The following is a 22053-nucleotide window of genomic DNA, read 5'->3' on the forward strand; positions in this document are numbered from 1 at the left end:
TGGATGTAGGACATTCTACGTCCTGCATCCAACGTGCGGAAGTGCTTCCATGGTCGTTACCCGTGGCGACTGCCCTACCTGGTGTCCTGCTCCTCCAGTTGGACTCGAACCAACAACCCTTCGGTTAACAGCCGAATGCTCTGCCAATTGAGCTATGGAGGATCGCTCGCCGTCCCGTGTCCGGCGGATGCCAACTCTAGCGCATGCCGGAAACGGGGTTCTCAGCCGGTCGGCAACCAGCGTCGAACTGGGGGAAGATGGCACCGGCAGAGCAGGTCGAGCTTGGAGGCGATGACATGAAGGCGTTCGTGCTGGGCGCCGCCGTCGGGTACGTGCTGGGCGCCAAGGCGGGCCGCGGGCGGTACGACCAGATCGTGCGCACCTACCGCAAGCTCGCCGACCACCCCGCGGTGCAGGGAGCGGCCGGCATCGCGCGGGCCAAGGTCGGCGAGAAGGCCGGCTTCGGCAACAGGACCGGGCACGCCTCCGCGCAGACCGGCAACGGCCGGCGGGACGTGAGTGAACCAGCGCACCAACGGCCGTGAACCGGCGCGGGCCCCGGCACGCGACGTGCGGGGGCTCGCCAAGGCCCACCTCCACCTGCACCTCACCGGCGCCATGCGGCCGGCCACCCTGGTCGAGCTCGCGGCCGGACACGGCATCGCGGTGCCGCCGCCGCTCCCCCGCACGGCCGGCACCTGGGCCGACTTCCAGGACCGCTACGACGCGTCCCGCCAGGCCATCCGCACCGCGGACGACGTTCGCCGGGTCGTCACCGAGGCCGCCGAGGACGACGCGAAGGACGGCTGCGGGTGGCTGGAGATCCAGGTGGATCCGACCTCGTACGCCCCGGTGTTCGGCGGGCCGCGCGCGGCGCTGGAGGCGGTCCTCGAGGGTGCCAGGGCGGCGGTCATCCCGGTCGGGGTGATCGTCGCGTCGAGTTGGCGGCGGTCGCCGGAACACGCGACCGGGCTCGCCCGGCTGGCGGCCGAGTACGCCGGTCGGGGCGTGGTCGGCTTCGGCCTGTCCAACGACGAACGCGGGGCCGCGGTGGCCGACTTCGCGCCGGCGTTCCGCGTCGCCCGCGACGCCGGGCTGCTCGGCACGCCGCACTCGGGGTTCTACACCGGCGCCGAGCACGTCCGGGCCTGTGTCGAGCACCTGGGCGCGCAGCGGATCGGCCACGGCACGTCGGCCGCGGCCGATCCGGCGACGCTGGCACTGCTCGCCGAACGGCGGGTGGCGCTGGAACTCTGTCCGACGTCCTACCCGCCGTTCGGCGTGCACGAGCTGGCGGCGATCCCGGTCCGCGCACTGCTCGACGCCGGCGTCCCGGTGGCGGTCGCGACCGACGACCCGCTGCTGTTCGGTACCGGGCTGGCCGAGCAGTACGCGATCTGCCGCGAGGTACTCGGCCTCGACGACGACGAGCTGGCCGTGCTGGCCGTGGCCGGGATCGAGGCCTCGGCCGCGCCGCCGGCGGTCAAGGCCACCATGCTGTCCAGTGTGGACGCCTGGTTGCGGTAGGTGCTCAGCGCCGGACGGCGACCAGGTCGTACTCGGTCGTCGGCTCCGGCGTGGTGCCGAAGCGGGCGTTGGGCAGGTACAGGCGGCCGGCGAAGCGGGCGACCGTCGTCGGGACGTCGAAGCGCTCGTCGGTGATCTGGTCGACCACGCGGGCCGAGTCACCGCGCAGGCGGAGCTCGGTCACGGTGTTCGCCCGGTTCCGCACCACCCACAGGGTCCGGCCGTGCCGCAGCAGGCCGTCACCGTTGGTCAGCGCGATCGGCACGTTCACTCGATGGGTTACACCCGAGGGCTCGACGCGGAACAGGAAGCCGGTGTTGGACTGCACGACCAGGAGACCCCGGCCGTCCGGCGTGGTGGCGATCCCGTTGACGTTGAAGCCCTCCTGGTACACGAGGTCACCGGTCAGCGGGACCACCTCGGCCCGCCGCGGCAGGTGGTGCCCGGCGAGCGGCAGGCGGTACAGCACCGGGTTCACCGAGTCGGTGAACCACGCCGCCGTCCGGGTCAGCACGACGTCGTTCACGAACGCCTCGCCCGTGGCGAGCTGGTAGCTCGCGAGCACCCGGCCCGACCGGGTGTCCACCACCCGGGCGTCGCCGGCCGCGCCACCAGCGACGAACAGGCGACCGCGGGCGTCGGTCTTCATGCCGACCGACGGGGTTCCGGGGCCCTCGCTGACGATCCGGCCCCGGCCGGTGACCAGGTTCGCGCGGTAGATCGAGCCGTCCGCCAGCGAGCCGAGGTAGGCGAACGGGCCGGGGCCGACCGCGATGCCCTCCGGCTGGAAGCCGTCCGGCAGCGGGATGGTCGTGGGGAACAGGGATCTGGCCGGCGATCCGGGCACGGCCGAGGCGGCCGGCGCCAGGCCGAACAACGCCAGCGCGGTCGTGAGCAGGGACAGTCCAACGCGTCGGAGCATGACGGCATCCTTCGTCGAAGGGCGGGGACGAACCAACCTACGCGTCCCGGGCGCCGGCGGTTCAGCGCGCGCTCAGGTCTCGTCGTCGGTCCTGCTGGCGGCCTTGACCGCCTCGGCGACGACGGTGAACAGGTCGGAGTCGCTGAGCCCCAACGTCCTGAACCGGCTCCGCCAGTGCACGACCCGCCGCAGCACGACGTCGGCGTCCGCGTCGTCACCGACGAGCGCCGTGATGTCCGCCTTCGCGTCGGAGAACGCCACGTCCATCCGGGCCTTGGCCGGCTTGTCCGGGTCGATCAGCTCCAGCTCGGGGACCGGCTCGCCGGCGAGGATCGCCTCGGGGGTGTCGATGCTCCAGCCGCGGAGGTGTTGGCCGAGGAAGTACCCGACCGACTCCCACACCGATCGGCCCACTCCGGACTCGCCCTTCTCGAGCCCGTAGATGCTGCGCGCGCTTCTGCCGACCGCGGCGCCGAACGATTCGTGGCTGGTGTAGCCGAGGGCGATCCGCGCCTGCCGAACCACCTTGCCCAGGAGTCGCCGCGCCTCCGGTGTGTACTTCGCGCGCGCCACAGCCGCAGCGTGCCGCAGGAAAGTACGCCGTCGGCGTGCTCGGCGAGGCGCCGAGGCGACCGGATCGGCCGCAGAATTTCGCACTCTTTCGCAAAAACTGACCTCGCGTGGCCCGTCCGCGAGGTGGCGCGATCGCAATAGTTCGCACGAAGTCCCGTGCGCGTTGGGCGTGTCGCTAGGGCACCCGGGCGACCGCGAAGACGCGGCGGTACGGGAACCACGTCGTGCCGTCCGGCCGGGGCGGGTAGGCCGCGCGGAGGCGTGCGGCCAGCTCGGTGCGGAAGTCGCCCCACTCGTCGTCGTCCAGGTTCGCGCGGATCGGCCGGAGGGCGGTGCCGGTGACCCATTCGAGCACGGCGTCCGCGCCGGTGAGGCGGTGCAGGTAGGTGGTCTCCCAGGCGTCGACCTCGCACCCGAGGTCCGCCAGCAGGTCCGCGTACCCCGCCGGGTCGAGGACGGCGTCGTCCTCGCGGAGGACCACCGACTCGAGGTTCCACCGCCCGGCCGCGGCCAGCGCGCGGATCTCGCGGTGGGACGGCGCGCCGAAGTTGCCGGGGACCTGGAACGCCAGCCACGCGCCGGCCGGCAGTTGGCCCACCCAGCGCGCCAGCAGCGACTCGTGGCCGGGCACCCACTGCAGCACGGCGTTCGACACCACCACGTCGGTGTCCTGGCGCGGGGTCCACTCCCCCACGTCACCGACCTCGGCGGCCAGCCCGCGTTCCCGGGCGGCCTGGACCATCTCGGCGGACGAGTCCAGCGCCTCGACGACGGCGGACGGCCAGCGCCGGGCCAGGGTCGCGGTCAGGTTGCCGGGGCCGCAGCCGAGGTCGGCGACCCGGCGCGGCGCGTCGGCCGGGACGCGGTTCAGCAGGTCGAAGAACGGGCGCGACCGGTGGTCGGCGAACGCCAGGTACGTTCCCGGATCCCACATGGACACCTCCAGCAACAGTACGACTGTACTGTTTACTGTAGTGCGTCCCGGATCTTCGCGGCGACCTCGGCAGCCACCCGCCGCACGGTCTCCTCGTCGGTGCCCGGGTCCGCCCGGACCTGCAGCACGACCCCGTCCCGCCCGGGCACCTTGCGCTGCACGAACCACGCCCCGCCGCCCGGCAGCTCCCGCCGGTGCCGCGAGCGGATCGAGCCGTTCACCCGCGCGTGCACCGCGTCGGGCAGCTTGTTCGCCTGCTCCAGCACGTACCGGACCGGGCGCTGGTCGGTGAGCAGCACCGCCTCCCCCGCCGTGCCGGTCTCCACCGCCTCGACCAGCTCCAGGGTTCCGTTGCCCCAGGTGGCCTTGCTGATCAAATGCCAGCCGACGCGCCGGGGCCCGTTGTCGTCGGTCGGCACCCACAGCCCGAGCGAGGACGCGAACAGGTGACCGCCGCCGCGCAGCCGCGCGGTCGCCACGACGTGCTCCTCCGGGTCCAGCTCGCCGGTGAACTCCGCCGGCACGCCACCGCCGAAGAACCTGCGCCACAGGCTGGTCACGACAGTCCTCCCGCCGCCTGGTCGCCGAGGGCCTTGCGGTACTGCTCCAGCGCGACCAGGTCGCCGAACAGCGTGCGGTAGTCGTCGGCGTCCTCGACCGGCGACAGCCGTTGCAGCCGGGACTTGAGCTCCGCGATCTGGGTGGCCACCACCGTCTCCTGCAGGGCCGCGATGAGGCTGCTGACGAACCGCGCGTCCGGCTCGGCCCGGTGGTGCAGCGCCTCCACGGCGAGCTCGGTCACCAGCGACCGCACGGTCTGGTGCGGGCACGCCTGGCTGGCCGCGTCGACCAGCGCGGGGCCGGAGAGCCCGGACGCGGTGCCGCCGACCGCGAGCAGCGCCTCGTACAGTTCCCGGTACGCCGGATGGGTGAACGCCTCCTTGGGCACCGAGCTGTCGTAGTACGGCCCGGCCAGCTCCGGGGCCTGCAACGCGGCCTTGAGCGCCTCGCGCTGCACCCACAGCCGGGGGTCGTTGCGCGGCGGCCGCGGCGGGCCGTCCACGTCCACGGCGAGCGCGCCCTGGTCGGGGTCGGTCGGCTGCGCGCGGCCCCGGCGCGCCGGTTGCGGGGCGCCGCCCGCGCTCTCCCGGACCCGCCGCACCACGGTGGCGGTGTCCTCCCAGCCGACCCAGCCGGCGAGCTGGCGGGCGTACTCGTCGCGCAGCGCGGCGTCCTTGATCCGCGCGACCATCGGCACCGTGCGGCGCAGGGCGTCGACCCGGCCCTCCGCGGTGTCCAGGTCGTGTTCGCCCAGCTCGGTGCGGATGGCGAAGGCGAACAGCGGCTTGCGGCGGGCCACCAGGTCCTTCACCGCGACCTCGCCCTTGGCCTGCCGCAGCTCGCACGGGTCGAGCCCGTCCGGCGCGATCGCGATGAACGTCTGCGCGGCGAAGCGCTGGTCGTCGTCGAACGCCTTCAGCGCGGCCTTCCGCCCGGCCTCGTCCCCGTCGAAGGTGAAGATCACCTCGCCGCGGAAGGCGTCGTCGTCGATCAGCAGCCGGCGCAGCACGGTGATGTGCTCGGCGCCGAACGCGGTGCCACAGGAGGCGACCGCCGTCGGCACGCCGGACGCGTGCATGGCCATCACGTCGGTGTAGCCCTCGACCACCACGACCTGGCGTCGCCGCGCGATCTCCCGCTTGGCCACGTCGAGCCCGAACAGCACCTGGGACTTCTTGTAGATCGGACTCTCGCTGGTGTTGAGGTACTTGGCCTGGATCTGGTCGTCGTCGAAGAGCCGGCGCGCGCCGAAACCGACCACGTCACCGCTCAGGTCCTTGATCGGCCACAGCAGCCGCCGGTGGAAGCGGTCGATCGGGCCCTGCCTGCCCTCCCGGGACAGGCCGCCCTTGATCAGCTCCGAGAGCTCGAAGCCCCGGCCGAGCAGGTGCTTGGTCAGCTTGTCCCAGCCGCCGGGCGCGTAGCCGCAGCCGAACGCGGCGGCCGCGGCCTGGTCGAACCCGCGCTCGGCGAGGAACTCGCGCGCCTTGACCGCCTCCGGCGTGTGCAGCTGCTCGGTGTAGAACTCCGCGGCCGCGCGGTGGGCGTCGACCAGGCGGGTGCGGGTGCCCCTGTCCCGCTGGCGGGTCGGCGCGCCGCCCTCGTAGGTGAGGGTGATGCCGCTGCGCTCGGCGAGCCGCTCCACGGCCTCGACGAAGCTCAGGTGGTCGATCTTCATCAGGAACGCGATGACGTCGCCGCCCTCACCGCACCCGAAGCAGTGGAAGGTGCCGTGGGTGGAGCGCACGTTGAACGACGGGGTCTTCTCGTCGTGGAACGGGCACAGGCCCTTGAGCGCGCCGCCGCCCGCGCGGCGCAGCGACACGTACTCGCCCACCACGTCGTCGATGCGGTTCCGCTCGCGCACCTGCGCGATGTCGCTCTCCCGGATCCGCCCCGCCATGGTCTCGAGTCTAGGCGGGCCGAGTCGGGCATACGATGGACGGGTGACGGTCACCGACGACGTTCTCGCCGAGCGGTTCGGCGAGCACCGCACGCGTCTGATCGGCGTGGCGTACCGCTTGACCAGCCGGCTGTCCGACGCGGAGGACGCGGTCCAGGAGGCGTGGCTGCGACTGTCCGGTTTGGACGACCGGCAGCGCGCGGAGATCCGCGAGCTGGGTGCCTGGCTGACCACCGTCGTCGGCCGGATCTGTCTGGACCGGCTGCGCTCGGCCGCCGAACGGCGCGAGCGCTACGTCGGCCCGTGGCTGCCCGAGCCGATCGTCACGCCGCTCGGCGGCCGGCCGGGCGGCGACGATCCACTCGAGACGATCGTGCGAACCGAGGACGTCCGCCTGGCCGCGATGGTCGTGCTCGACCGGCTCACCCCCGAGCAGCGGGTCGCGTTCGTGCTACACGACGCCTTCGACGTGCCGTTCGCCGAGATCGCCGGGATCCTCGGTGTGGCGGAGGCCACCGCCCGGCAGCACGCCTCCCGCGGCCGGCGCGCGGCCGCCGACGCCGGACCCCCGCCCAGGACCGCCGTCGATGAGCAGCGCGCGGTCCTGGAGCGGCTGGTGGCCGCGATCGTGGGCGGCGACCTGGACACCGTGGTGCGGCTGCTGCACCCGGACGCCGTGCTCACCGGCGACAGCGACGGCAAGGCGCGCACCGCCCGTCAGGTCATGGTCGGCAGCGACAAGATCGGCCGGTTCCTGGCCGGGCTCTTCCGGCAGTACGGCGCGCACCGGGTCGACGCCGGCGAGCTGGTGCTGGTCAACGGCGACCTCGGCATGGCCTTCCCGAACATCCCGGCGGACGGCGAGTACCGGGCGCTCGACCGGCGGATCACCGGTTTCGCCGTCCGCGACGGGCTGGTGACCGCGATCTACGACATCGTCAACCCGGACAAGCTCACGCACCTGGACTTCTGAGCGCCTCGTCGGCCGGTACCGGGATCCGGCAGGCGTCGCCCGAGGTGAACCCCTGGTCGCGGAGGTCGAGCGCGCTGAACATCCTGGCCCGCATGTTCTCCAGCCCGATCTGGTAGGTCAGCTCGAGCACGCCCTGGTCGCCGAACTCCGCGCGCAGCTCGGCGACCTGCTCGTCGGTCACGGCCACCGGGGTGTCGGTCATCGCGTCGGCGTAGGCGATCGCGAGCCGCTCGGCTCGGTTGTAGGCGTCCGAGGTGCGGTAGTCGTCGATCCGGCGCAGCCGCTCGATGTCCAGGCCGCCGTGCTTCTGCAGCATGGTGCCGAAATCGACGCACCACGAGCAGCCGAGCCGCTGGGCGGCCCGGTACACCGCGATCTCCCGGACGTTCGCCGGCAGGACGGTGCTGGCCCGCTGCGCGGCCAGCTCGTGCACGGCGCTGGCCCGCAACAGCTTGCGGTGCCTGGCCAGCACGGTGAACGGCTCCGGCACCGCCCCGAACCGGCGGGTCGCGAACCGGTAGAAGGCGCGCAGGAAAGGACGCGCCTCCTTGGTGGGAATCCCTGGAATCCTCGGCATGGTCTCCTCCTCGTCCGGCGATCACCGCGTTGACGAGCCGGGCGCGCTGGATGTGACAGCCCGTTCCTGGCGGCTAGCCTGGCCCGGACCGAGGGATGGGAGTGCACGTGGGTCGGCCGCCGAGGTTCAGCGAGGACGCCATCCTCGACGCCGCGCTCGACGTCCTGACCGACGGCGGCCTCGACGGCATGACCATCGCGGCGATCGCCGCCCGGCTCGGTGCGCCGACCGGGTCGATCTACCACCGCTTCCCCTCGAAGGCGGTGCTCCTCGGCCGGCTCTGGCTGCGCACGGTCCTGCGGTTCCAGGCGGGCTTCCTGGAGGCGATCGGACACCCGGACGTCGACGAGGCGGCCCGAGGTGTGGTGGGCCACCTGATCGAGTGGTCCCGAACGAGTCCCGGCGAGGCACGGCTGGTCGCCGAGCACTGGAACCGCCCGCCCGGCGAGAACTGGCCCGAGGAGATGACCGCCCGGATGTCGACGGTCAACGAACGGGTCGACCAGGCCATCGACGACTACTGCCGGCGCCGCTACGGGCACGCCACGCCCGAGAACCGCTACGTGGTCCGGTTCGCGCTGCAGCACCTGCCCTACGCGGCCATCCACGTGTTCCTTCTGGAGGGTCTGCCCCAGCCGGCGCACCTGCGGCGCGTCGCGACCGAGACGAGCCTGCACGCGCTGTCCCTCGCCTGACCCTCAGGACACCGACGAGATCTCCACCGGCAACCCGTTCCTGGGCCGCATCGCCGCGAACCCGGTCGGCCGCACCCGCCCGGGCAGCAGTCGCAGCTCGGCCCGGTCGAGCAACCGCGCCAGCATCACGGTCAGCTCGGTGGTGGCCATGGTCGATCCGATGCAGCGGTGCGGCCCGCCGCCGAACGGCACGAACTCGTGCGGCCCCATCTTCCGGTACCCCGGCGCGTCCGGCAGCCACCGCTCCGGCCGGAACTCGAGCGGATCGCGGTAGACGTCCGGGTCGCGATGGGTGACGTAGGGGCTGTAGAGCAGCGTCGAGCCCGCCCGCACCGGCACGCCGGCGAACTCGAAACCGTGCACGACGTGCCGGGCCGACACGACAGCCGGTGGATAGAGCCGCAGCGTCTCGGCGACCACCGCTCGCAGGTAGGGCAGCCGGTCCGGGTCGGGTGGCCCCTCCGCCGACCGCACCTCGTCCACGGCGCGCTCCCGTACCGCGACGTGGGTCAGCAACGCGCGCACCGCCCACGCCATCGCCGCGCTCGTGGTCTCGTACCCGGCCGCGATCAGGGTGACCGCCTGGTCGCGGACCTCCTGGTCGCTCAGTCCCCCGTCGTCGCGGCCGCGCACGAGCACCGCGAGCACCTGGTCGCCGTCGTCCGCGTCCCCGGACCGGACCCGGGCGATCTCCTCGTGGATCCGCTCGTCGACGATCGCCCGCGCCCGCATGGCCCGCCGCCACACCGGTGTGCGCAGCGCGCGGTGCGCCCGGACCGCGTCGGGCAGCCGGTCGACCAGGTCGAGCAGCGCCTGGAGGTGCTCGCCGAAGAAGTCGGTCTCACCGGCGAGCCGGGTTCCGAACAGCGACCGCAGCGTGCTCGCGCGGATCGCCGCCCGGAACACCTGGTAGGCGTCGACCACCTGGCCCGGGCGCCAGCGGTCGATCGCCTCGTCGGCCGACCGCGCCATGACCTCCAGGTAGTGGCCGACCTGCCGGTGGTGCATCGCCGGCTGCACGAGCCGCCTGCGGCGCCGGTGGTCGGGCCCGTCGGAGACGATCAGCGACGTCTCGCCGTCCACCGGCACCAGCCCGGCGAACGCCGGCCGCATCGCGAACAGGTCGTGGTTGGCGAAGACGAACCGGTTCGCCTCCGCCCCCAGCAGATACGCGTACCGGTTGGGGCCGAAGCCGGCCCGAACCACCGGGCCTCGACGCCGGTGCAGTCGCCGTAGCAGTTCTCCCGGACCGTAGCTGACGACCATGCGCACTCCCATCGACGTTTTAGAACGTCGATTCTATAACCCTAGTGCAGCGTCAGGTTACGCCGGCGGTATCCCACGGCCCCCAGCGCGAGCAGGAGCACCGACAGGCCGGCCATCGCCGCCACCGGGCCCGCGGTCAGCGCCTGGGCGGGCAGGTCCGGCAGGTGGCTGAACGGCGAGACGTCGATCAGTGGCTCCGGAAGCTCGAGCAGCGCGCCGAACTGGCCGACCACCAGGCAGACCGCGAACGCCGCCCAGGCCAGCGCCACCGCGGCGCGGGGCACCAGCCCGAACACCGCGACCACGAAGCCGGCCAGCACCAGGGTCGGCGCGAGCTGCGCCACCGTCGTCACCAGCAGGTCGCCGACCGCGGCGGTGAGGTCGCCCGCGACCACCCCGTAGGCCAGCCCGGTGCCGAGCCCGAGCGCGAACAGCACGAGCACCGTGCCGGCCAGGGCGACCAGCACGTGCGCCACCAGCCACCGGGTCCGGCTCACCGCGGTGGCCAGCACGATCTCGGCCGGGCCACCCGTCTCGTCGCCGCGCAGCCGGAGCAGGGCCTGCAGCGTGTAGCCCGCGACGACGACGCCCATCAGGCCCATCATGGCGGCGAAGTAGGCGTCCACCAGGCTGCCGCCACCGCCGAGCTGGCGCATGAGTTCCGCGCTCTGCTCGCTGCCGAACAGGTCGTCGACCTGGTCGCCGATCCCGCCGAACGCGAGCCCGAACACCGCGACGCCGACGAGCCAGCCAAGCAGGGTCCCGCGTTGCAGTCGCCAGGCGAGCCCGAACGGGGTGCGCAGGCTCCGCGTCGCCCTGGTCCGGCCGCGGCGGACCGGCATCATCCCGGTGCCGACGTCGCGGTGCGCGCTCAGCCAACCGGCCAGCCCGAGCGTTGCCGCGGTGAACAGCCCGAACAGCGCCAGCGGCCACCAGCGCTGGTCGCCGTACGGTTCGAACCGCTGCGCCCACCCGATCGGCGACAGCCAGGACGGCCAGGCGGCGGTGACAGTCATGCCGTCCGGCCCGGTCTCGCCGGTGGCGTCGCCGACCGCGCGGAGCAGGTAGGCCAGTCCCAGCGCGGCGGATGCCAGGCCGATCGCGGCGCGCGCTCCCTCCGCGACCTGCGCGGCGACGGCGGTGATCCCGGCGAAGGCGAGCCCGGACGCGCCGATCGCGGCGCCGGCCGCGATCGAGCCGGCCACCGGCAGCCCGTTCGCGAGCAGCGCGACCGCGCAGACCCCGGCGAGCAGGACGTCGGCTACGGCGGCGACCAGCAGCGCGGCGGCGAGCCCGGCGTGCCGGCCGACGGCGGTCGACCCGGTCAGCTCCGCGCGGCCGAGCTCCTCGTTCTGCCTGGTGTGCCGGACGACGGTGAGCACGTTCATCAGCGCGGCGAGCACGCAGGTGAACACCAGCGCCTCGGCCACGGCGAGCGCTCCGACGTTGCCGCCCGTGGCCGGGCCGGTGAACGCCCTGGCCACGACGCTGCTCGCACGGATGGCGGCGTTCTCGGCGACCGCGGCCGGGGTGGCGTACAGCCCTTCGATGGCGGAGGCGGTCGAGCCGACCAGGGCGGCGAGCGCGAGCAGCCAGACGGTCAGCCGCACCCGGTCGCGCCGGACGGCCAGGCGGGCGAGGACTCCGGTGGCGGTCATGCTCATCGGGCACCCGCCGGCTGGTCGCCGTAGTGGCGCAGGAACAGCTCCTCGAGGGTGGGTGGCGTGCTGGTCAGCGACCGCACGCCGAGGCCGGCCAGGTGCCGGTGCACGTCGGGGAGCCGCTCGGTCTCGACCTCGAGCCGCGCGCGGTGGCCGTCGACGGCGACGTCGTGCACGCCGGCGAGGCCGGCGAGCCCGTCCGGCGGCGCGGCGGTCTCCACGGAGATCGACGTGCGGGTGAGGTGGCGCAGGTCGGTGAGGCTGCCCGACTCGACGGTGCGGCCGGAGCGGATGATGCTCACCCGGTCGCAGAGCTTCTCCACCTCGGCGAGGATGTGGCTGGAGAGCAGGACCGTGCGGCCGGCATCGCGCAGGTCCCGCACGCAGTCCTGGAACACCGCCTCCATCAGCGGGTCCAGGCCGGAGGTCGGCTCGTCGAGGACGTACAGCTCGACGTCGGAGGCGAACGCGGAGATCAACGCGACCTTCTGCCGGTTGCCCTTGGAGTAGGTGCGCATGCGTTTGCCCGGGTCGAGGTCGAACAGGTCGACCAGCTCGCGGCGGCGGTGCTCGGCGAGGCCGCCACGCAGGGTGCCGAGCAGGTCGATGGCCTCGCCCCCGGTGAGGTTCGGCCACAGGTTGACGTCGCCCGGGACGTAGGCGAGCCTGCGGTGCAGCGCCACGGCGTCGCGCCACGGGTCGCCGCCGAGCAGGGTCGCGCGACCGGAGTCCTTGCGCAGCAGGCCGAGCAGGACGCGGATCGTGGTGGACTTGCCGGCCCCGTTCGGGCCGAGGAAGCCGTGCACCTCGCCGGTGTGCACCGTGAGGTCGAGCCGGTCCAGCGCGACGGTGTCGCCGAACGTCTTGACCAGTCCGTCGACTTCGATCGCGGTCATGTGGGCCCCCTTTCGGAATTTACTTACCATCGGTAAGCGATGTTAGCCTACTCAGGTGAACGCGGGTAAGGACAGCACGCGGGTAAGGATCCTCACAGCGGCCGAGCAACTGTTCGTGGAGCGCGGCTACCACGCGACGACGCTGCAGGAGATCGCCGACCGGGTCGGCATCACCAAGCCGGCGCTCTACTACCACTTCGACGCGAAGGCCGACATCCTCGCCAACCTGCTCGATCCGATGACCAGCGAACTCGAGCACGTGCTCGACCAGGCGTTCGCCGCGGCCGAGACCGGCGGTGTCGCGGCCGCGCGCGAGGTGCTGATCCCCGGCTGGCTGGACGTGTTCCTGCGCTCGCGCGGCACTCTGTTGGCCCTGGTCCGGGAGCTGGCCTCCACGCCGTCCGGCGCGTTCGACCGGGCGATCGCGGCGATGGAGCGGGCCATCGTCCTGTGCGCGGGCCCCGACGCGGGCGTCGCGGAGCAGGTGACGATGGCCCAGGTCGTCGCGGCGATCACCGACCCGGTCGCGCTGATGCCGCACCTGCGCACCGACGTGCTGCGCGAGCACCTGCTGGCCGGCGCGTGGCGGCTGCTCGGCGAGCCGGGGGACGCGCCCCGGCCGGCGCGGCGCGGCGGCGGGCGCCCAAGGTCGCTATCGGCCGAGGACATCGCACTGGCCAGGGAACTGCACGCGAGCGGGGAACACTCACCCGAGTCGCTGGCCGGGCGGTTCGGCGTCTCCCGGGCGACGCTGTACCGCCATCTCAAAACTTAGTTCTGAGATTCGCGACGAGTTATGAGACTCAGGGCTCGATGACCCGAGCCATGAAGTACACCGCACCGGTCGCCGCGTGCCGCACCACGAGCAGGAACGGCCGGTCCACGACCATCCGCTCGCTACGGGTCGGCATCGACACCATCCGCATCATCACCGCGGTCGCGGCGGCGCCCTCGAGACCCTGCTCGTCGATCCGCAGCACCGACTCGTGCAGCACCGCCTCCACCGCGAGCGGCGAGGGGCTGATCCCGGAGAGGTCGGCGTCCCGGGTGAACGCCGTACGCACGCCGAGCCGGCCGAGCGGCTCGGTCAGCTCGGTCTTCGTCCGCACCTCGAGCCGGGGCAGCGCCAGGTCGACCTGGGTGAGCCGGGGCGCGTCCAGCAGGCGACCGAGCGCGTCCGCGTCGAGCGCGTCCTCGGCCTCGGCGAGGTCCCCGTCCGGCAGCAGCACGACCGCCTCGACCCCGCCGACCGCGCGGAGCGTGGCCACCTGCCAGCCGTCCTGGGCGGCATAGCCGATCCGCTCGGACAACGCCATCGTCGGCACCTCGCGGGTGGCGGACGGGGCGTGGAACGGGCGCGGCGTGGTCGCCCCCTCGGTGAACCGCAGACGCCAGGCGCACTTCAGGTACAGCGCGTTGACCAGGGCGGACACCGTCTCCGCGGTGATCGCACCCGGCGGGATCAGCTCGGGGACGAGGTCCCGGGTGGTCTTGGCGACGTCGACGTTGACCAGGTCGCGGGCCTGGCCGGGCGCGGTCTGGAACGGCGCCTCGCGGACCGTGCCGTTCGACCACCGGCCCAGCTCCTCGACGAACGACACGAGGACGTCGACGGATTCGTCGGTCCAGAGCGTGTTGGCCACCGCGATCATCGGCTCGTCCTCGTCGCCGCGGGGCGCGTCCAGCTCGGTGGCCTGGAGCAGGAGCTTGCCCAGCTCGCCGAGGTCGCCGTGCGCGTCGCCGAGCAGGGCGGTCGCCAGCTCGTCGCGGGTCTCCCCGGCCGCGCCCTGGGCGAGCAACCCGAGCGCGCTGGCGACCGAGAACGGCGACCAGCACACGCCGGAGCCCGGGGGTGCGACAACGCGGTGCAGGGCGAGCGTGAACGCGAGGTGCGCGCGGTCCGTCATGCCTCGAGTGTGCCACCTCACACCCTCGGTACGCCGCCGCCGACGAACACCCCGTGCCAGTGAAGCGCCTGCGCGTCGGTCAGGGCGGCGACCTGGTCGACCACGACCCGCAGCCGGGCGGCGTCGTCACCGGCGGCGTCGAACGCCGGCACGAACGCGGGTTCCAGCGCGTCCGCGCCACGGTCGACGAGTGCGGCCACCAGCTCGGTCAGCCGTTCCCGCTGGGTGGCCTGCAGCGCGCGCCGGCCGGGGTCGCTCATCACGTACCGCAGGGCCACCGCCTTCAGCAGCGCGACCTCGGCGGCGACCCGCGGGGGCACCACCAGCTCGGCCGCGTACCTGGTGAGGATGCCGTCGCCGTGCTCGCGCCGGGTCGCGGTGACCGCGGCGGCGGCGAACCGGCCGACGAGTTCACTGGTCAGCCGCTTCAACGCGACCTGGGCGCCGAGGGTGTCGTCGTACTCAGTGCCCGCGAGGTCGGCCACCACGGGCAACCGCAGCAGGTCGGCGGCGACCTCCTCGAGCCCGGACACCGGCTCGGGGCTGAAGTGCTTCGCGGCGAGCTCGGCCACCACCGTCCGCTCGCCGGCGGCGGTGAGCGCGGGGATCGAGATGCGGCCGGAGCGGACGCCGTCCTCGACGTCGTGCACCGAGTAGGCGACGTCGTCGGACCAGTCCATCACCTGCGCCTCGATGCACCGGCGGCGATCCGGCGCGCCGTCGCGGACCCAGTCGAACACGGCCCGGTCGTCGGGGTAGACGCCGAACTTCCGGGTGCCGGGAGTGCGGGGCCACGGGTACTTGGTGGCCGCGTCCAGCGACGCGCGGGTCAGGTTGAGCCCGTGCTCCCGCTCGCCGAGCACCTTGGGCTCGAGCCGGGTCAGGATGCGCAGGGTCTGCGCGTTGCCCTCGAAACCGCCGCAGGCCTGGGCGACCGCGTCCAGCGCACGCTCGCCGTTGTGCCCGAACGGCGGGTGGCCGATGTCGTGGGCGAGGCCCGCGGTGTCGACGACGTCCGGGTCGCAGCCCAGTTCCTCGGCGATGCCCCGGCCGATCTGGGCGACCTCGAGCGAGTGGGTCAGCCGGTTCCTCGGCACCCCGCTGACCTCGGAACCCTCCCCCGGGCCGACGACCTGGGTCTTGCCGGCGAGGCGGCGCAGCGCGGCCGAGTGCAGCACGCGGGCGCGGTCGCGGGAGAACGGACCGCGCCGGGCGGGCAGGGAGTCGGGCAGGACCGCGCTCTTGCCCGGCTCGGGGTACGGGCGCGCCGTGTCGTGGTCGGCGTAACCGGGGGTCATGCGCGGAGGTTACTGGTCGACGGCGACATCCTGGCCGATTCCGAGGCCGTCCGCCTGAGCCCGCGTCGTCCGGTAGTACAGCAGGGCCGCGGTCTCGTAGAGGATGTAGCGGACCTGCGTCTGCCTGGTCTGCACGATGGGCCCGCTGTGCGTCGGCGAGGTCCACGCCTCGAGGCCGACGTCGGTGGCCATCGTGCGGGCGCGCAGCGAGTGCCACGGATCGGTGACGATCACGGCGGTCTCCCAGCCGCGCGCGGTGATCTCCTTGGCGGCGGCGCGGAGGCTGCCGAGGGTGTCCTTGCCGACGCCGACCCCGATCAACGCGTCCTCGGGAACGCCCTGGTCGGCCAACCAGTTCGCGCCTGCCTCGGCCTCGGTGTACTCGTCGCCCGGCTGACGGCCGCCGGTGGTCACGATGTGTTCGGCGACCCCGGCGCGGAAGAGGTTGCGCGCCTTGCGGAGACGGGCCTCCAGCACCTTCGACGGCACGCCGTCGTACTGGGCGGCGCCGAGAACGATGACGACGTCGGCGCGGGTGCGGTCGTCGACCCGGGCGACCTGCCAGACACGGAAGGCGGTGCCGCCGACGACCAGCAGGCCGATCAGCAGCACGCCGACGAGCAGGCGACGCACGAACCGAACGCCCGGTCGCGGCCTCGGGTCCTCGGGTGTCACTGGACCGATCATTCCAGACGCGTGGAGCGGCACCGTGAACCCCGGGGACAAACGATCCAGCCTACCCGTCACCACCGACAATCCCGCCCGATCGACCGCTCCGTCGGCCGAGTTGTCCACACCTCCCCCACCTGTCCACAGTTCGACCGTCACCGCCCCCACGCCCCGCGCCGACCGGGTTTGCTTGGCGGCATGACGAATTCCGCACCGCTCGACCTCGACGCCCTGCCCCGGCTGTTCCGCCACCAGGTGGCCACCGCGACCGACCTCGTCGCGCTCGGCCTCACCCGCACGGCCATCGACGAACGATGCGGCGACGACGGACCGTGGCGCCGCCTGCAACCAGGACTCGTCCTGCTCCGCGACGGGCCGCCCAGCCGTGCCCAGCGCGTCCAGGCCGCGCTGACCATCGCCGGACCGGACGCGGTGCTGACCGGCGTCGACGCGCTGGTCTGCCACGGCCTGACCGCGGCGCGCCTGGAGGGTCCCGTCCACGTCCTGATTCCGCCGCGCCGACATTCCCGCCTCGTGGACGGTGTGTTCTTCGACCGCACCCACACGCTGCCGGTGCCCCAGCTCAGATCCGGCTTCCCGGTCGCCCCACCGGCCAGGGCCACGGCCGACACCTGCCGAAGAGCCAAGGCGGCCCACCACGTGCGGGCCCTGCTGCTCGAGGCCATCCGGCACGGCCGCGTACCGCCAGCCGCCCTGCGCGCGGAGTTGGCCGGCGGGTCGAGCCGGGGCACCGCCCTGCCCGGCCGGATCCTCGCCGAGATCGACGACGGGGCGAGCGCGCTGGCCAAGGGCCTGGCGTCCCGGTTGGTCCGCCGGGCCGGGCTGCCCACGCCGCGGTGGCGGGCGCCGATCTGCGGGCCGACCGGCGTCCACCTGGCCACGCCGGACGCGTGGTGGGCGGAGGTCGACCTGGCGTGGGAGATCACCGCGCACGCGTTCGAGCCGTCACCCGCCGAGGTCCACGCGACGTTGCGCAGGGCGAGCAGGCTGGCCGCGGCGGGAATCCTGGTGATCCACACGCCGCCGACCGAACTGCGGGACAACCCGGCACGGGTGGCCGACCTCCTCCGGGACGCCCACGACCGGGCCGCGGCCCGCGTCGCGCGAACCGAGGCGGCGATCATGGCCGCCTGATCCCCCATCCCCTACGGCGTGAGGCGGTGCAGGTCGCGCGGGAACAGGGTCGTCCACCGGACGTTGCCCAACCCGAGCAGCCGTGCCGTCCACCGCTCCAAACCCATCGCGAACCCACCATGTGGAGGCATGCCATGCGTGAACACGTCCAGGTAGTCCCGATAGCCCGCGGGGTCCTCACCCCGCGCCAGCAACGCGGCGAGGTAGTCCGCGTGCCGGTGCAGCCGCTGCCCGCCGGTCACCAGTTCCAGGCCGCGGAACAGGAGGTCGAAACTGTTCGAGTAACCGGGCCGGTCCGGGTCCGGGTGCGTGTAGAACGGCCGCTTCGCCATCGGGTACCCGGTGACGAACAGGAACTCCGACCCGTACGTGCGCACCGCCCACTCCGAGAGCCACCGCTCGTGCGCCGGCGCGAGGTCCGGCTCGCCGCGCGGGTCGTCGTCGGTGTGCCGGGCGATCAGCTCCTGCGCGTCGGCGAAGTGCACCGACGGGATCTCGGCCGGCACCTCCGGCACCGGCACGATCCCGGCGACCGCGTCGACCATCCCGGCGACGGTCTCCCGCAGCACGGCCATCACGTCCCGGTGGTCGGTCACGAACCCGAGTTCCGCGTCGAGGCTCGTGTACTGCGCGAGGTGGCGGGCCGTGTCGTGCGGCTCGGCGCGGAACACCGGCCCCACCTCGTACACCCGCTCGAACACCCCCACCAACGCCTGCTTGAAGAACTGCGGCGACTGGGCGAGGTACGCCCGCCGCCCGAAGTAGTCGATGCCGAACACGTTCGCCCCGGACTCGGTCGCCGACGACACGATCTTCGGCGTGTGCGTCTCGGTGAACCCGAGACCGTCCAGTGTGGACCGAAAACCAGCCACGCTCGCGGCCGTCACCGCGAACCGCTCCCGCAACTTGGGATGCCGCAACGCGACCGGCGCGTGGTCGAGCACCGTGGGCAACGAGGCCGCCATGCCCGGCCGGTAGAGGTCGAACGGCGGCGGCACCGCCGGCTCGGACAGCGGCACGAACTCCGGCTCGGTCAGTTCGTACCCGCCGGGCGCCTGCTCGTTGGCGGTCACGGTGCCACGCACCTCGACCACGGTCTCCTCGGGCAACCCCGATTCCCCCGCGGAGCGCGACACGACCTGCGCCAACCCGGTCCGGTCCCGGACCACGACGAACGTCACGGACTTCAACTCACGCCGGCGGTGCACCCAACCGGCGATCTTCACCCGCTCGCCGACGTGCCGAGGCAGGTCGACGGCCAGAACACGAGAGATCATCACACTCCCTGGTGGATTCGTGCACGATCCCTTGGGAGTGCGGGCGAGAAGGGAACTCGCGGTGCCACCGCACTTTCACCACCGGCACGCCGGCAGCCTCATCATGGCCCGATCACGGTGGCCGACCGGCGGGGCATGGGGCGACGCCGTTCCTCCCCGCACTCAGGAGGGTCTTCGCCCGGGGCACGAGTCCGCCTTCCCAGCTACCGGCGGCTCTCTCCGACTCGTGTGCTCCCCGCGCTACTCGTCTCCGTCAACGCGTTGCCGCACAGGGTAAGCGCTCTCCTGCCGATCAGACTCGCGATTTTCCACCGCACCCGCCGAGCCGCGACCCGCCCAGTCAGCCGGCGGCGGCGTGGATCACGCTGTGGAGCGCGTCGGCGATGCGTCGGGCGGCGCGGTCGGGATCGGGTTGACCCGCGTCGAGCCAGGCGATGACGGCTTCGAGGGTGAAGGCGGGAATCAGGCGTGCCGCCCAGTCCTGCCAGGGACCGTCGGGGATCGACCCGGTGAGGTGGCGCTGGGCGATCTCGGTGGAGGTGGCGCGTAAGCCGTCGACGACATCACGGAACTCCGGCTCCCGGACGGCGTGCCGGAACAGCAGCCGAAAGCCGTCCGGGTCGTCCCCGGCGGCGCGCACCAGAGCGGGAACGGAGTCCTCGTCGTAGTTGCCGGTGCCCACGGAGCCGGTGAGGCGGTCGCAGGCCCGGTCGAGCACCGCGCGGTACAGCTCGTTCTTGGAGGTGAAATGCCGGTAGAGGATGACGTGGGTGACGCCTGCCTCGACGGCGACATCCTCGAGGCCGGTGGCGGCGTAGCCGGTGCGGGCGAAGGCGCGGGTGGCCGCGGCGAGGATCTGCTCGCGTCGTTCGGCACGGGGAAGGCGGCGACCGGGCTCGGCTCGCGTCGCCGACGCGCCTCGGCGGTCGGGGTACTCGCGTGCCATCGGCACCTCCTCTTGTACAGGTCGGAATATACAAGTAACGTTGTTAAGGAGTGCTTATACAAGAGCAAATAAACTTGTGGAGGCGATCGTGGATGCCCCGGTCCAGCTGCCTTTCGAGGAGACACATCCGCTGCGGGTCGCGCCGCGGCTGCGGCTGCTCCAGGCGCGGCAGTCGATCCATCGGGTGCGCACAGCCGTGGGGCACGAAGCGTGGCTGGTCACCGGACACGCGGAGGTACGGCACCTGCTGGACGACGACCGGCTGGGTCGCGCCCATCCCGATCCGGACACGGCGGCTCGGACCGGGGAGTCGGTGTTGTTCGGCGGCCCGCTCGGCGACTTCGACACCGAGCGGGCCGACCACGCGAGGATGAGGTCGCTGCTGAGGCCGCACTTCTCGCCCCGGCACCTGCGTGCTCTCGGCGCCCGGGTGGAGACGTTGACCGCGCGGCTGCTCGACGAGTTGGCGGACCAGGGACCGCCGGCGGACCTGCACGCGGCGCTGGCGGTGCCGTTGCCGATCCTGGTGATCTGCGAGCTGCTCGGCGTGCCGTACGAGGACCGGGACCAGTTCCGCGGCTGGACCGCGGACGCCGCGAACACCCGCGACCGTGCCCGGTCCGAGCGTGGGCTGGCCGAACTGTTCGGCTACGGACAGCGGCTGGTCGCCCGCAAACGCGAGGAGCCGGGTGACGACGTCATCTCACGGTTGTGTGCGACCGAGGGCGTCTCCGACGCCGAGGCCGCCGGCATGTCGATGGCCCTGCTGTTCGCGGGCCATGAGACCACGGTGGTGCAGATCGGCCTCGGGACGCTGATGGTGTTGGCCGACCGGGCTCAGTGGCAGGCCCTGGTGGACGACCCCGGTCTGGTCACGAACGCGGTGGAGGAGATGCTGCGGGCGCGGGCCAAGGGTGGCGGCGGCATCCCTCGGTACGCACGGACGGACCTGGTGATCGACGGCGTCACCGTGCGGGCCGGCGACCTGGTACTGCTGGACAACGGGGCGGCCAACCACGATCCGGCGATGTTCGCCGACCCGGACCGCCTGGACGTCACCCGGCCGGCCGGCGCGCACCTGACGTTCGGGCACGGTGCGCGGTACTGCCTCGGGGCTCCACTGGCCCGGATCGAACTGTCGGCCGTGTTCTCGCAGCTCGTGGCCAGGTTCCCGACGCTGCGCCTGGCCGTGGACGTCGAGGACGTGCGGACACGCCGCGACGTGGTCACCGGCGGCCTGGTCGAACTGCCGGTGCGGTGGTAGCGGATCCGTGGCCAGGCCATGCGCGTCAGTGCCGCGCCGCGTGGGTCATGGCGGTGAGCAGTGTTCGCGCGCCGTCGGTGGCGGTGTAGAGGACGCTGTGGCCGTCCTGCCGGCGGGTGACCAGGCCGTCGGCGTCCAGGCGGGTCAGGTGGTACGACACCGTGGCCGGGCTGAGGTGGTGGCGGGTGGCCAGTTCCGAGGTCGACCGCGGGGTGTCCAGGTCCGCCAGCAGGGCGACGCGGCGGGCGCTCAGCTTCGGTGCGCCGAGCACGCGCCCCGGGGACGCCCAGACCGCGCCTCTGCCGCGGGCCGGGTAGCCCAACAGCACGTCGCCGGGTGCGCCGTTCCACACCGCGGGCCACGGCAGGAACACCGAGGGGGTGAGAACCGGACCGGGCACGGGCTCGGCCACCAGGTCGTACGCGGACTCCTTGGTGAGCACGGCGCCGTCCCAGCGCAGGGTCGGGTGCAGGTCGCCGAGGATGCGGGCGAGGCCGACCCGGGCGGCGTTGGCGGCGCGGTGCCGCACGTCCTCGTCCAGGACCCGGCGCAGGGCAGGCCACGAGTCGGCGAGCGTGGCGTGCCAGCAGTGGCGCAGCTGCTCGGCGGCGGACTCGGCCACGGCGCGTTCCCCACCCCGGTCGAGGACGGCGGCCACCGCCGGGGGCAGCGGGCTGCCCGGGAACGCGCGCTCCAGGTGGTCCCGCACGGTCCCGGGCGGCGTGGTCGCCACGGCCTCCAGCTCGGCGTCCAGGGTGGGCTCGTACTCCGCCGGGAGCGGCACCAGGAAGTCCGGCACGTACGCGGACTCGGGCTCCACCAGCGCGTGCACCAGCGACACCGCGTCCCGATCCACGCGCGGCCTCGTGGACGCCACCCACCGGGCCGCGAACGGCGCGCGGGCCGGGTGGGTCAGCACCTCCAGCGCGCAGGACAGCTCCGCCAGCCGGGACAGCGCGAACCGGGAGCCGGCCAGCCGCTCGGGACCGACCCGCACGGTCAGCACGGCCGGACCCGCCCGGGATTCGACGTTCCTCGAATCGCTCGCA

Annotated in this window: 22 protein-coding genes and 1 tRNA gene; 7 read left to right on the top strand and 16 right to left on the bottom strand. The window is 73.1% G+C overall.

The genetic code is table 11. From position 1 onward, the window contains the following. Nucleotides 1-89 precede the first annotated feature (89 nt). Nucleotides 90-162 (bottom strand) — tRNA-Asn (locus JT362_RS17460). 134 nt (nucleotides 163-296) lie between these two features. On the opposite strand from JT362_RS17460, the gene JT362_RS17465 reads away from it, so the two are divergent. Together JT362_RS17465 and add are read left to right on the top strand one after the other, a co-directional pair. After that, nucleotides 297-545: a hypothetical protein gene (locus JT362_RS17465; protein WP_260192280.1), complete on the top strand. Its 249-nt coding sequence runs from the start codon at nucleotides 297-299 to the stop codon at nucleotides 543-545. Further along, a complete protein-coding gene (add, locus tag JT362_RS17470; RefSeq protein ID WP_260192282.1) occupies nucleotides 520-1527 on the top strand; it encodes an adenosine deaminase in 1008 nt (335 codons plus the stop codon). Before JT362_RS17465 ends, add begins: the two co-directional genes overlap by 26 nt. Before the next feature lie 4 nt (nucleotides 1528-1531). On the opposite strand, the gene JT362_RS17475 is transcribed toward add, so the two are convergent. From JT362_RS17475 to dnaG, 5 genes are all read right to left on the bottom strand, one after another. Continuing rightward, nucleotides 1532-2449 carry an SMP-30/gluconolactonase/LRE family protein gene (locus tag JT362_RS17475; protein WP_260192284.1) on the bottom strand — a complete coding sequence of 306 codons (918 nt, stop codon included), beginning with the start codon at nucleotides 2447-2449 and terminating at the stop codon, nucleotides 1532-1534. A gap of 72 nt (nucleotides 2450-2521) precedes the next feature. Next, nucleotides 2522-3022, bottom strand: coding sequence for a hypothetical protein (locus tag JT362_RS17480; protein WP_260192285.1), 501 nt, complete (start codon nucleotides 3020-3022; stop codon nucleotides 2522-2524). A 175-nt stretch (nucleotides 3023-3197) separates the two neighbouring features. Then, nucleotides 3198-3956, bottom strand: a complete 759-nt coding sequence (locus tag JT362_RS17485) for a trans-aconitate 2-methyltransferase (RefSeq protein WP_260192637.1) — start codon at nucleotides 3954-3956, stop codon at nucleotides 3198-3200. A 32-nt stretch (nucleotides 3957-3988) separates the two neighbouring features. After that, nucleotides 3989-4516, bottom strand: coding sequence for a hypothetical protein (locus JT362_RS17490; protein WP_375546516.1), 528 nt, complete (start codon nucleotides 4514-4516; stop codon nucleotides 3989-3991). Next, nucleotides 4513-6420, bottom strand: a complete 1908-nt coding sequence (dnaG, locus tag JT362_RS17495; RefSeq protein WP_260192287.1) for a DNA primase — start codon at nucleotides 6418-6420, stop codon at nucleotides 4513-4515. The genes JT362_RS17490 and dnaG overlap by 4 nt, the downstream gene beginning before the upstream one ends. 43 nt (nucleotides 6421-6463) lie before the next feature. Between dnaG and JT362_RS17500 the strand changes: the two genes are divergently transcribed. Beyond that, the gene (locus JT362_RS17500; RefSeq protein ID WP_260192289.1) at nucleotides 6464-7393 is read left to right on the top strand and encodes a sigma-70 family RNA polymerase sigma factor; all 930 of its coding nucleotides are present in this window, start codon (nucleotides 6464-6466) and stop codon (nucleotides 7391-7393) included. On the opposite strand, the gene JT362_RS17505 is transcribed toward JT362_RS17500, so the two are convergent. Continuing rightward, nucleotides 7374-7970: a carboxymuconolactone decarboxylase family protein gene (locus tag JT362_RS17505; protein ID WP_260192290.1), complete on the bottom strand. Its 597-nt coding sequence runs from the start codon at nucleotides 7968-7970 to the stop codon at nucleotides 7374-7376. The two genes, JT362_RS17500 and JT362_RS17505, sit on opposite strands and share 20 nt — an antisense overlap. A gap of 95 nt (nucleotides 7971-8065) precedes the next feature. On the opposite strand from JT362_RS17505, the gene JT362_RS17510 reads away from it, so the two are divergent. After that, entirely contained in the window at nucleotides 8066-8665 is a 600-nt protein-coding gene (locus JT362_RS17510) for a TetR/AcrR family transcriptional regulator (protein ID WP_260192292.1), read from the top strand. Nucleotides 8666-8668: 3 nt separating this feature from the next. Here the strand turns inward: JT362_RS17510 and JT362_RS17515 are convergent, their stop codons facing one another. The 3 genes from JT362_RS17515 to JT362_RS17525 are packed head-to-tail and all read right to left on the bottom strand — an operon-like array spanning nucleotide 8669 to nucleotide 12488. Further along, nucleotides 8669-9931 (bottom strand): cytochrome P450, encoded by a 1263-nt coding sequence (locus JT362_RS17515; RefSeq protein WP_260192293.1) that lies wholly within the window; start codon nucleotides 9929-9931, stop codon nucleotides 8669-8671. 41 nt (nucleotides 9932-9972) lie between these two features. After that, entirely contained in the window at nucleotides 9973-11589 is a 1617-nt protein-coding gene (locus JT362_RS17520) for an ABC transporter permease (RefSeq protein ID WP_260192294.1), read from the bottom strand. 2 nt (nucleotides 11590-11591) lie between these two features. Further along, entirely contained in the window at nucleotides 11592-12488 is an 897-nt protein-coding gene (locus tag JT362_RS17525; RefSeq protein ID WP_260192295.1) for an ABC transporter ATP-binding protein, read from the bottom strand. 55 nt (nucleotides 12489-12543) lie between these two features. Here JT362_RS17525 and JT362_RS17530 point away from each other — a divergent pair, with 55 nt between their 5' ends. Then, nucleotides 12544-13263 (top strand): TetR family transcriptional regulator, encoded by a 720-nt coding sequence (locus JT362_RS17530; RefSeq protein ID WP_260192297.1) that lies wholly within the window; start codon nucleotides 12544-12546, stop codon nucleotides 13261-13263. A 28-nt stretch (nucleotides 13264-13291) separates the two neighbouring features. Here JT362_RS17530 and JT362_RS17535 read toward each other — a convergent pair whose 3' ends face one another. From JT362_RS17535 to JT362_RS17545, 3 genes are read right to left on the bottom strand one after another with little or no spacing between them, the layout of a single operon-like run. After that, on the bottom strand, nucleotides 13292-14395 hold the full coding sequence (locus JT362_RS17535; protein ID WP_260192298.1) for a serpin family protein: 1104 nt from the start codon (nucleotides 14393-14395) through the stop codon (nucleotides 13292-13294). A 17-nt stretch (nucleotides 14396-14412) separates the two neighbouring features. Further along, on the bottom strand, nucleotides 14413-15693 hold the full coding sequence (locus JT362_RS17540) for a deoxyguanosinetriphosphate triphosphohydrolase (protein ID WP_260192300.1): 1281 nt from the start codon (nucleotides 15691-15693) through the stop codon (nucleotides 14413-14415). Nucleotides 15694-15702: 9 nt separating this feature from the next. After that, a complete protein-coding gene (locus JT362_RS17545; protein WP_260192301.1) occupies nucleotides 15703-16368 on the bottom strand; it encodes a YdcF family protein in 666 nt (221 codons plus the stop codon). A 192-nt stretch (nucleotides 16369-16560) separates the two neighbouring features. Here JT362_RS17545 and JT362_RS17550 point away from each other — a divergent pair, with 192 nt between their 5' ends. Beyond that, on the top strand, nucleotides 16561-17517 hold the full coding sequence (locus JT362_RS17550; RefSeq protein ID WP_260192303.1) for a hypothetical protein: 957 nt from the start codon (nucleotides 16561-16563) through the stop codon (nucleotides 17515-17517). 11 nt (nucleotides 17518-17528) lie between these two features. Here JT362_RS17550 and aspS read toward each other — a convergent pair whose 3' ends face one another. Together aspS and JT362_RS17560 are read right to left on the bottom strand one after the other, a co-directional pair. Then, entirely contained in the window at nucleotides 17529-18794 is a 1266-nt protein-coding gene (gene aspS / locus JT362_RS17555; RefSeq protein ID WP_260192304.1) for an aspartate--tRNA(Asn) ligase, read from the bottom strand. Nucleotides 18795-19134: 340 nt separating this feature from the next. After that, nucleotides 19135-19740, bottom strand: a complete 606-nt coding sequence (locus tag JT362_RS17560) for a TetR/AcrR family transcriptional regulator (protein WP_260192305.1) — start codon at nucleotides 19738-19740, stop codon at nucleotides 19135-19137. Between the two features lie 88 nt (nucleotides 19741-19828). On the opposite strand from JT362_RS17560, the gene JT362_RS17565 reads away from it, so the two are divergent. Then, nucleotides 19829-21004 (top strand): cytochrome P450, encoded by a 1176-nt coding sequence (locus JT362_RS17565; protein ID WP_260192307.1) that lies wholly within the window; start codon nucleotides 19829-19831, stop codon nucleotides 21002-21004. A gap of 25 nt (nucleotides 21005-21029) precedes the next feature. Here the strand turns inward: JT362_RS17565 and JT362_RS17570 are convergent, their stop codons facing one another. Next, nucleotides 21030-22010, bottom strand: coding sequence for an ArsR family transcriptional regulator (locus JT362_RS17570; protein ID WP_260192309.1), 981 nt, complete (start codon nucleotides 22008-22010; stop codon nucleotides 21030-21032). Nucleotides 22011-22053 lie beyond the last annotated feature (43 nt).

The sequence above is a fragment of the Actinophytocola gossypii genome (assembly GCF_025165815.1).
Lineage (GTDB): Bacteria > Actinomycetota > Actinomycetes > Mycobacteriales > Pseudonocardiaceae > Actinophytocola > Actinophytocola gossypii.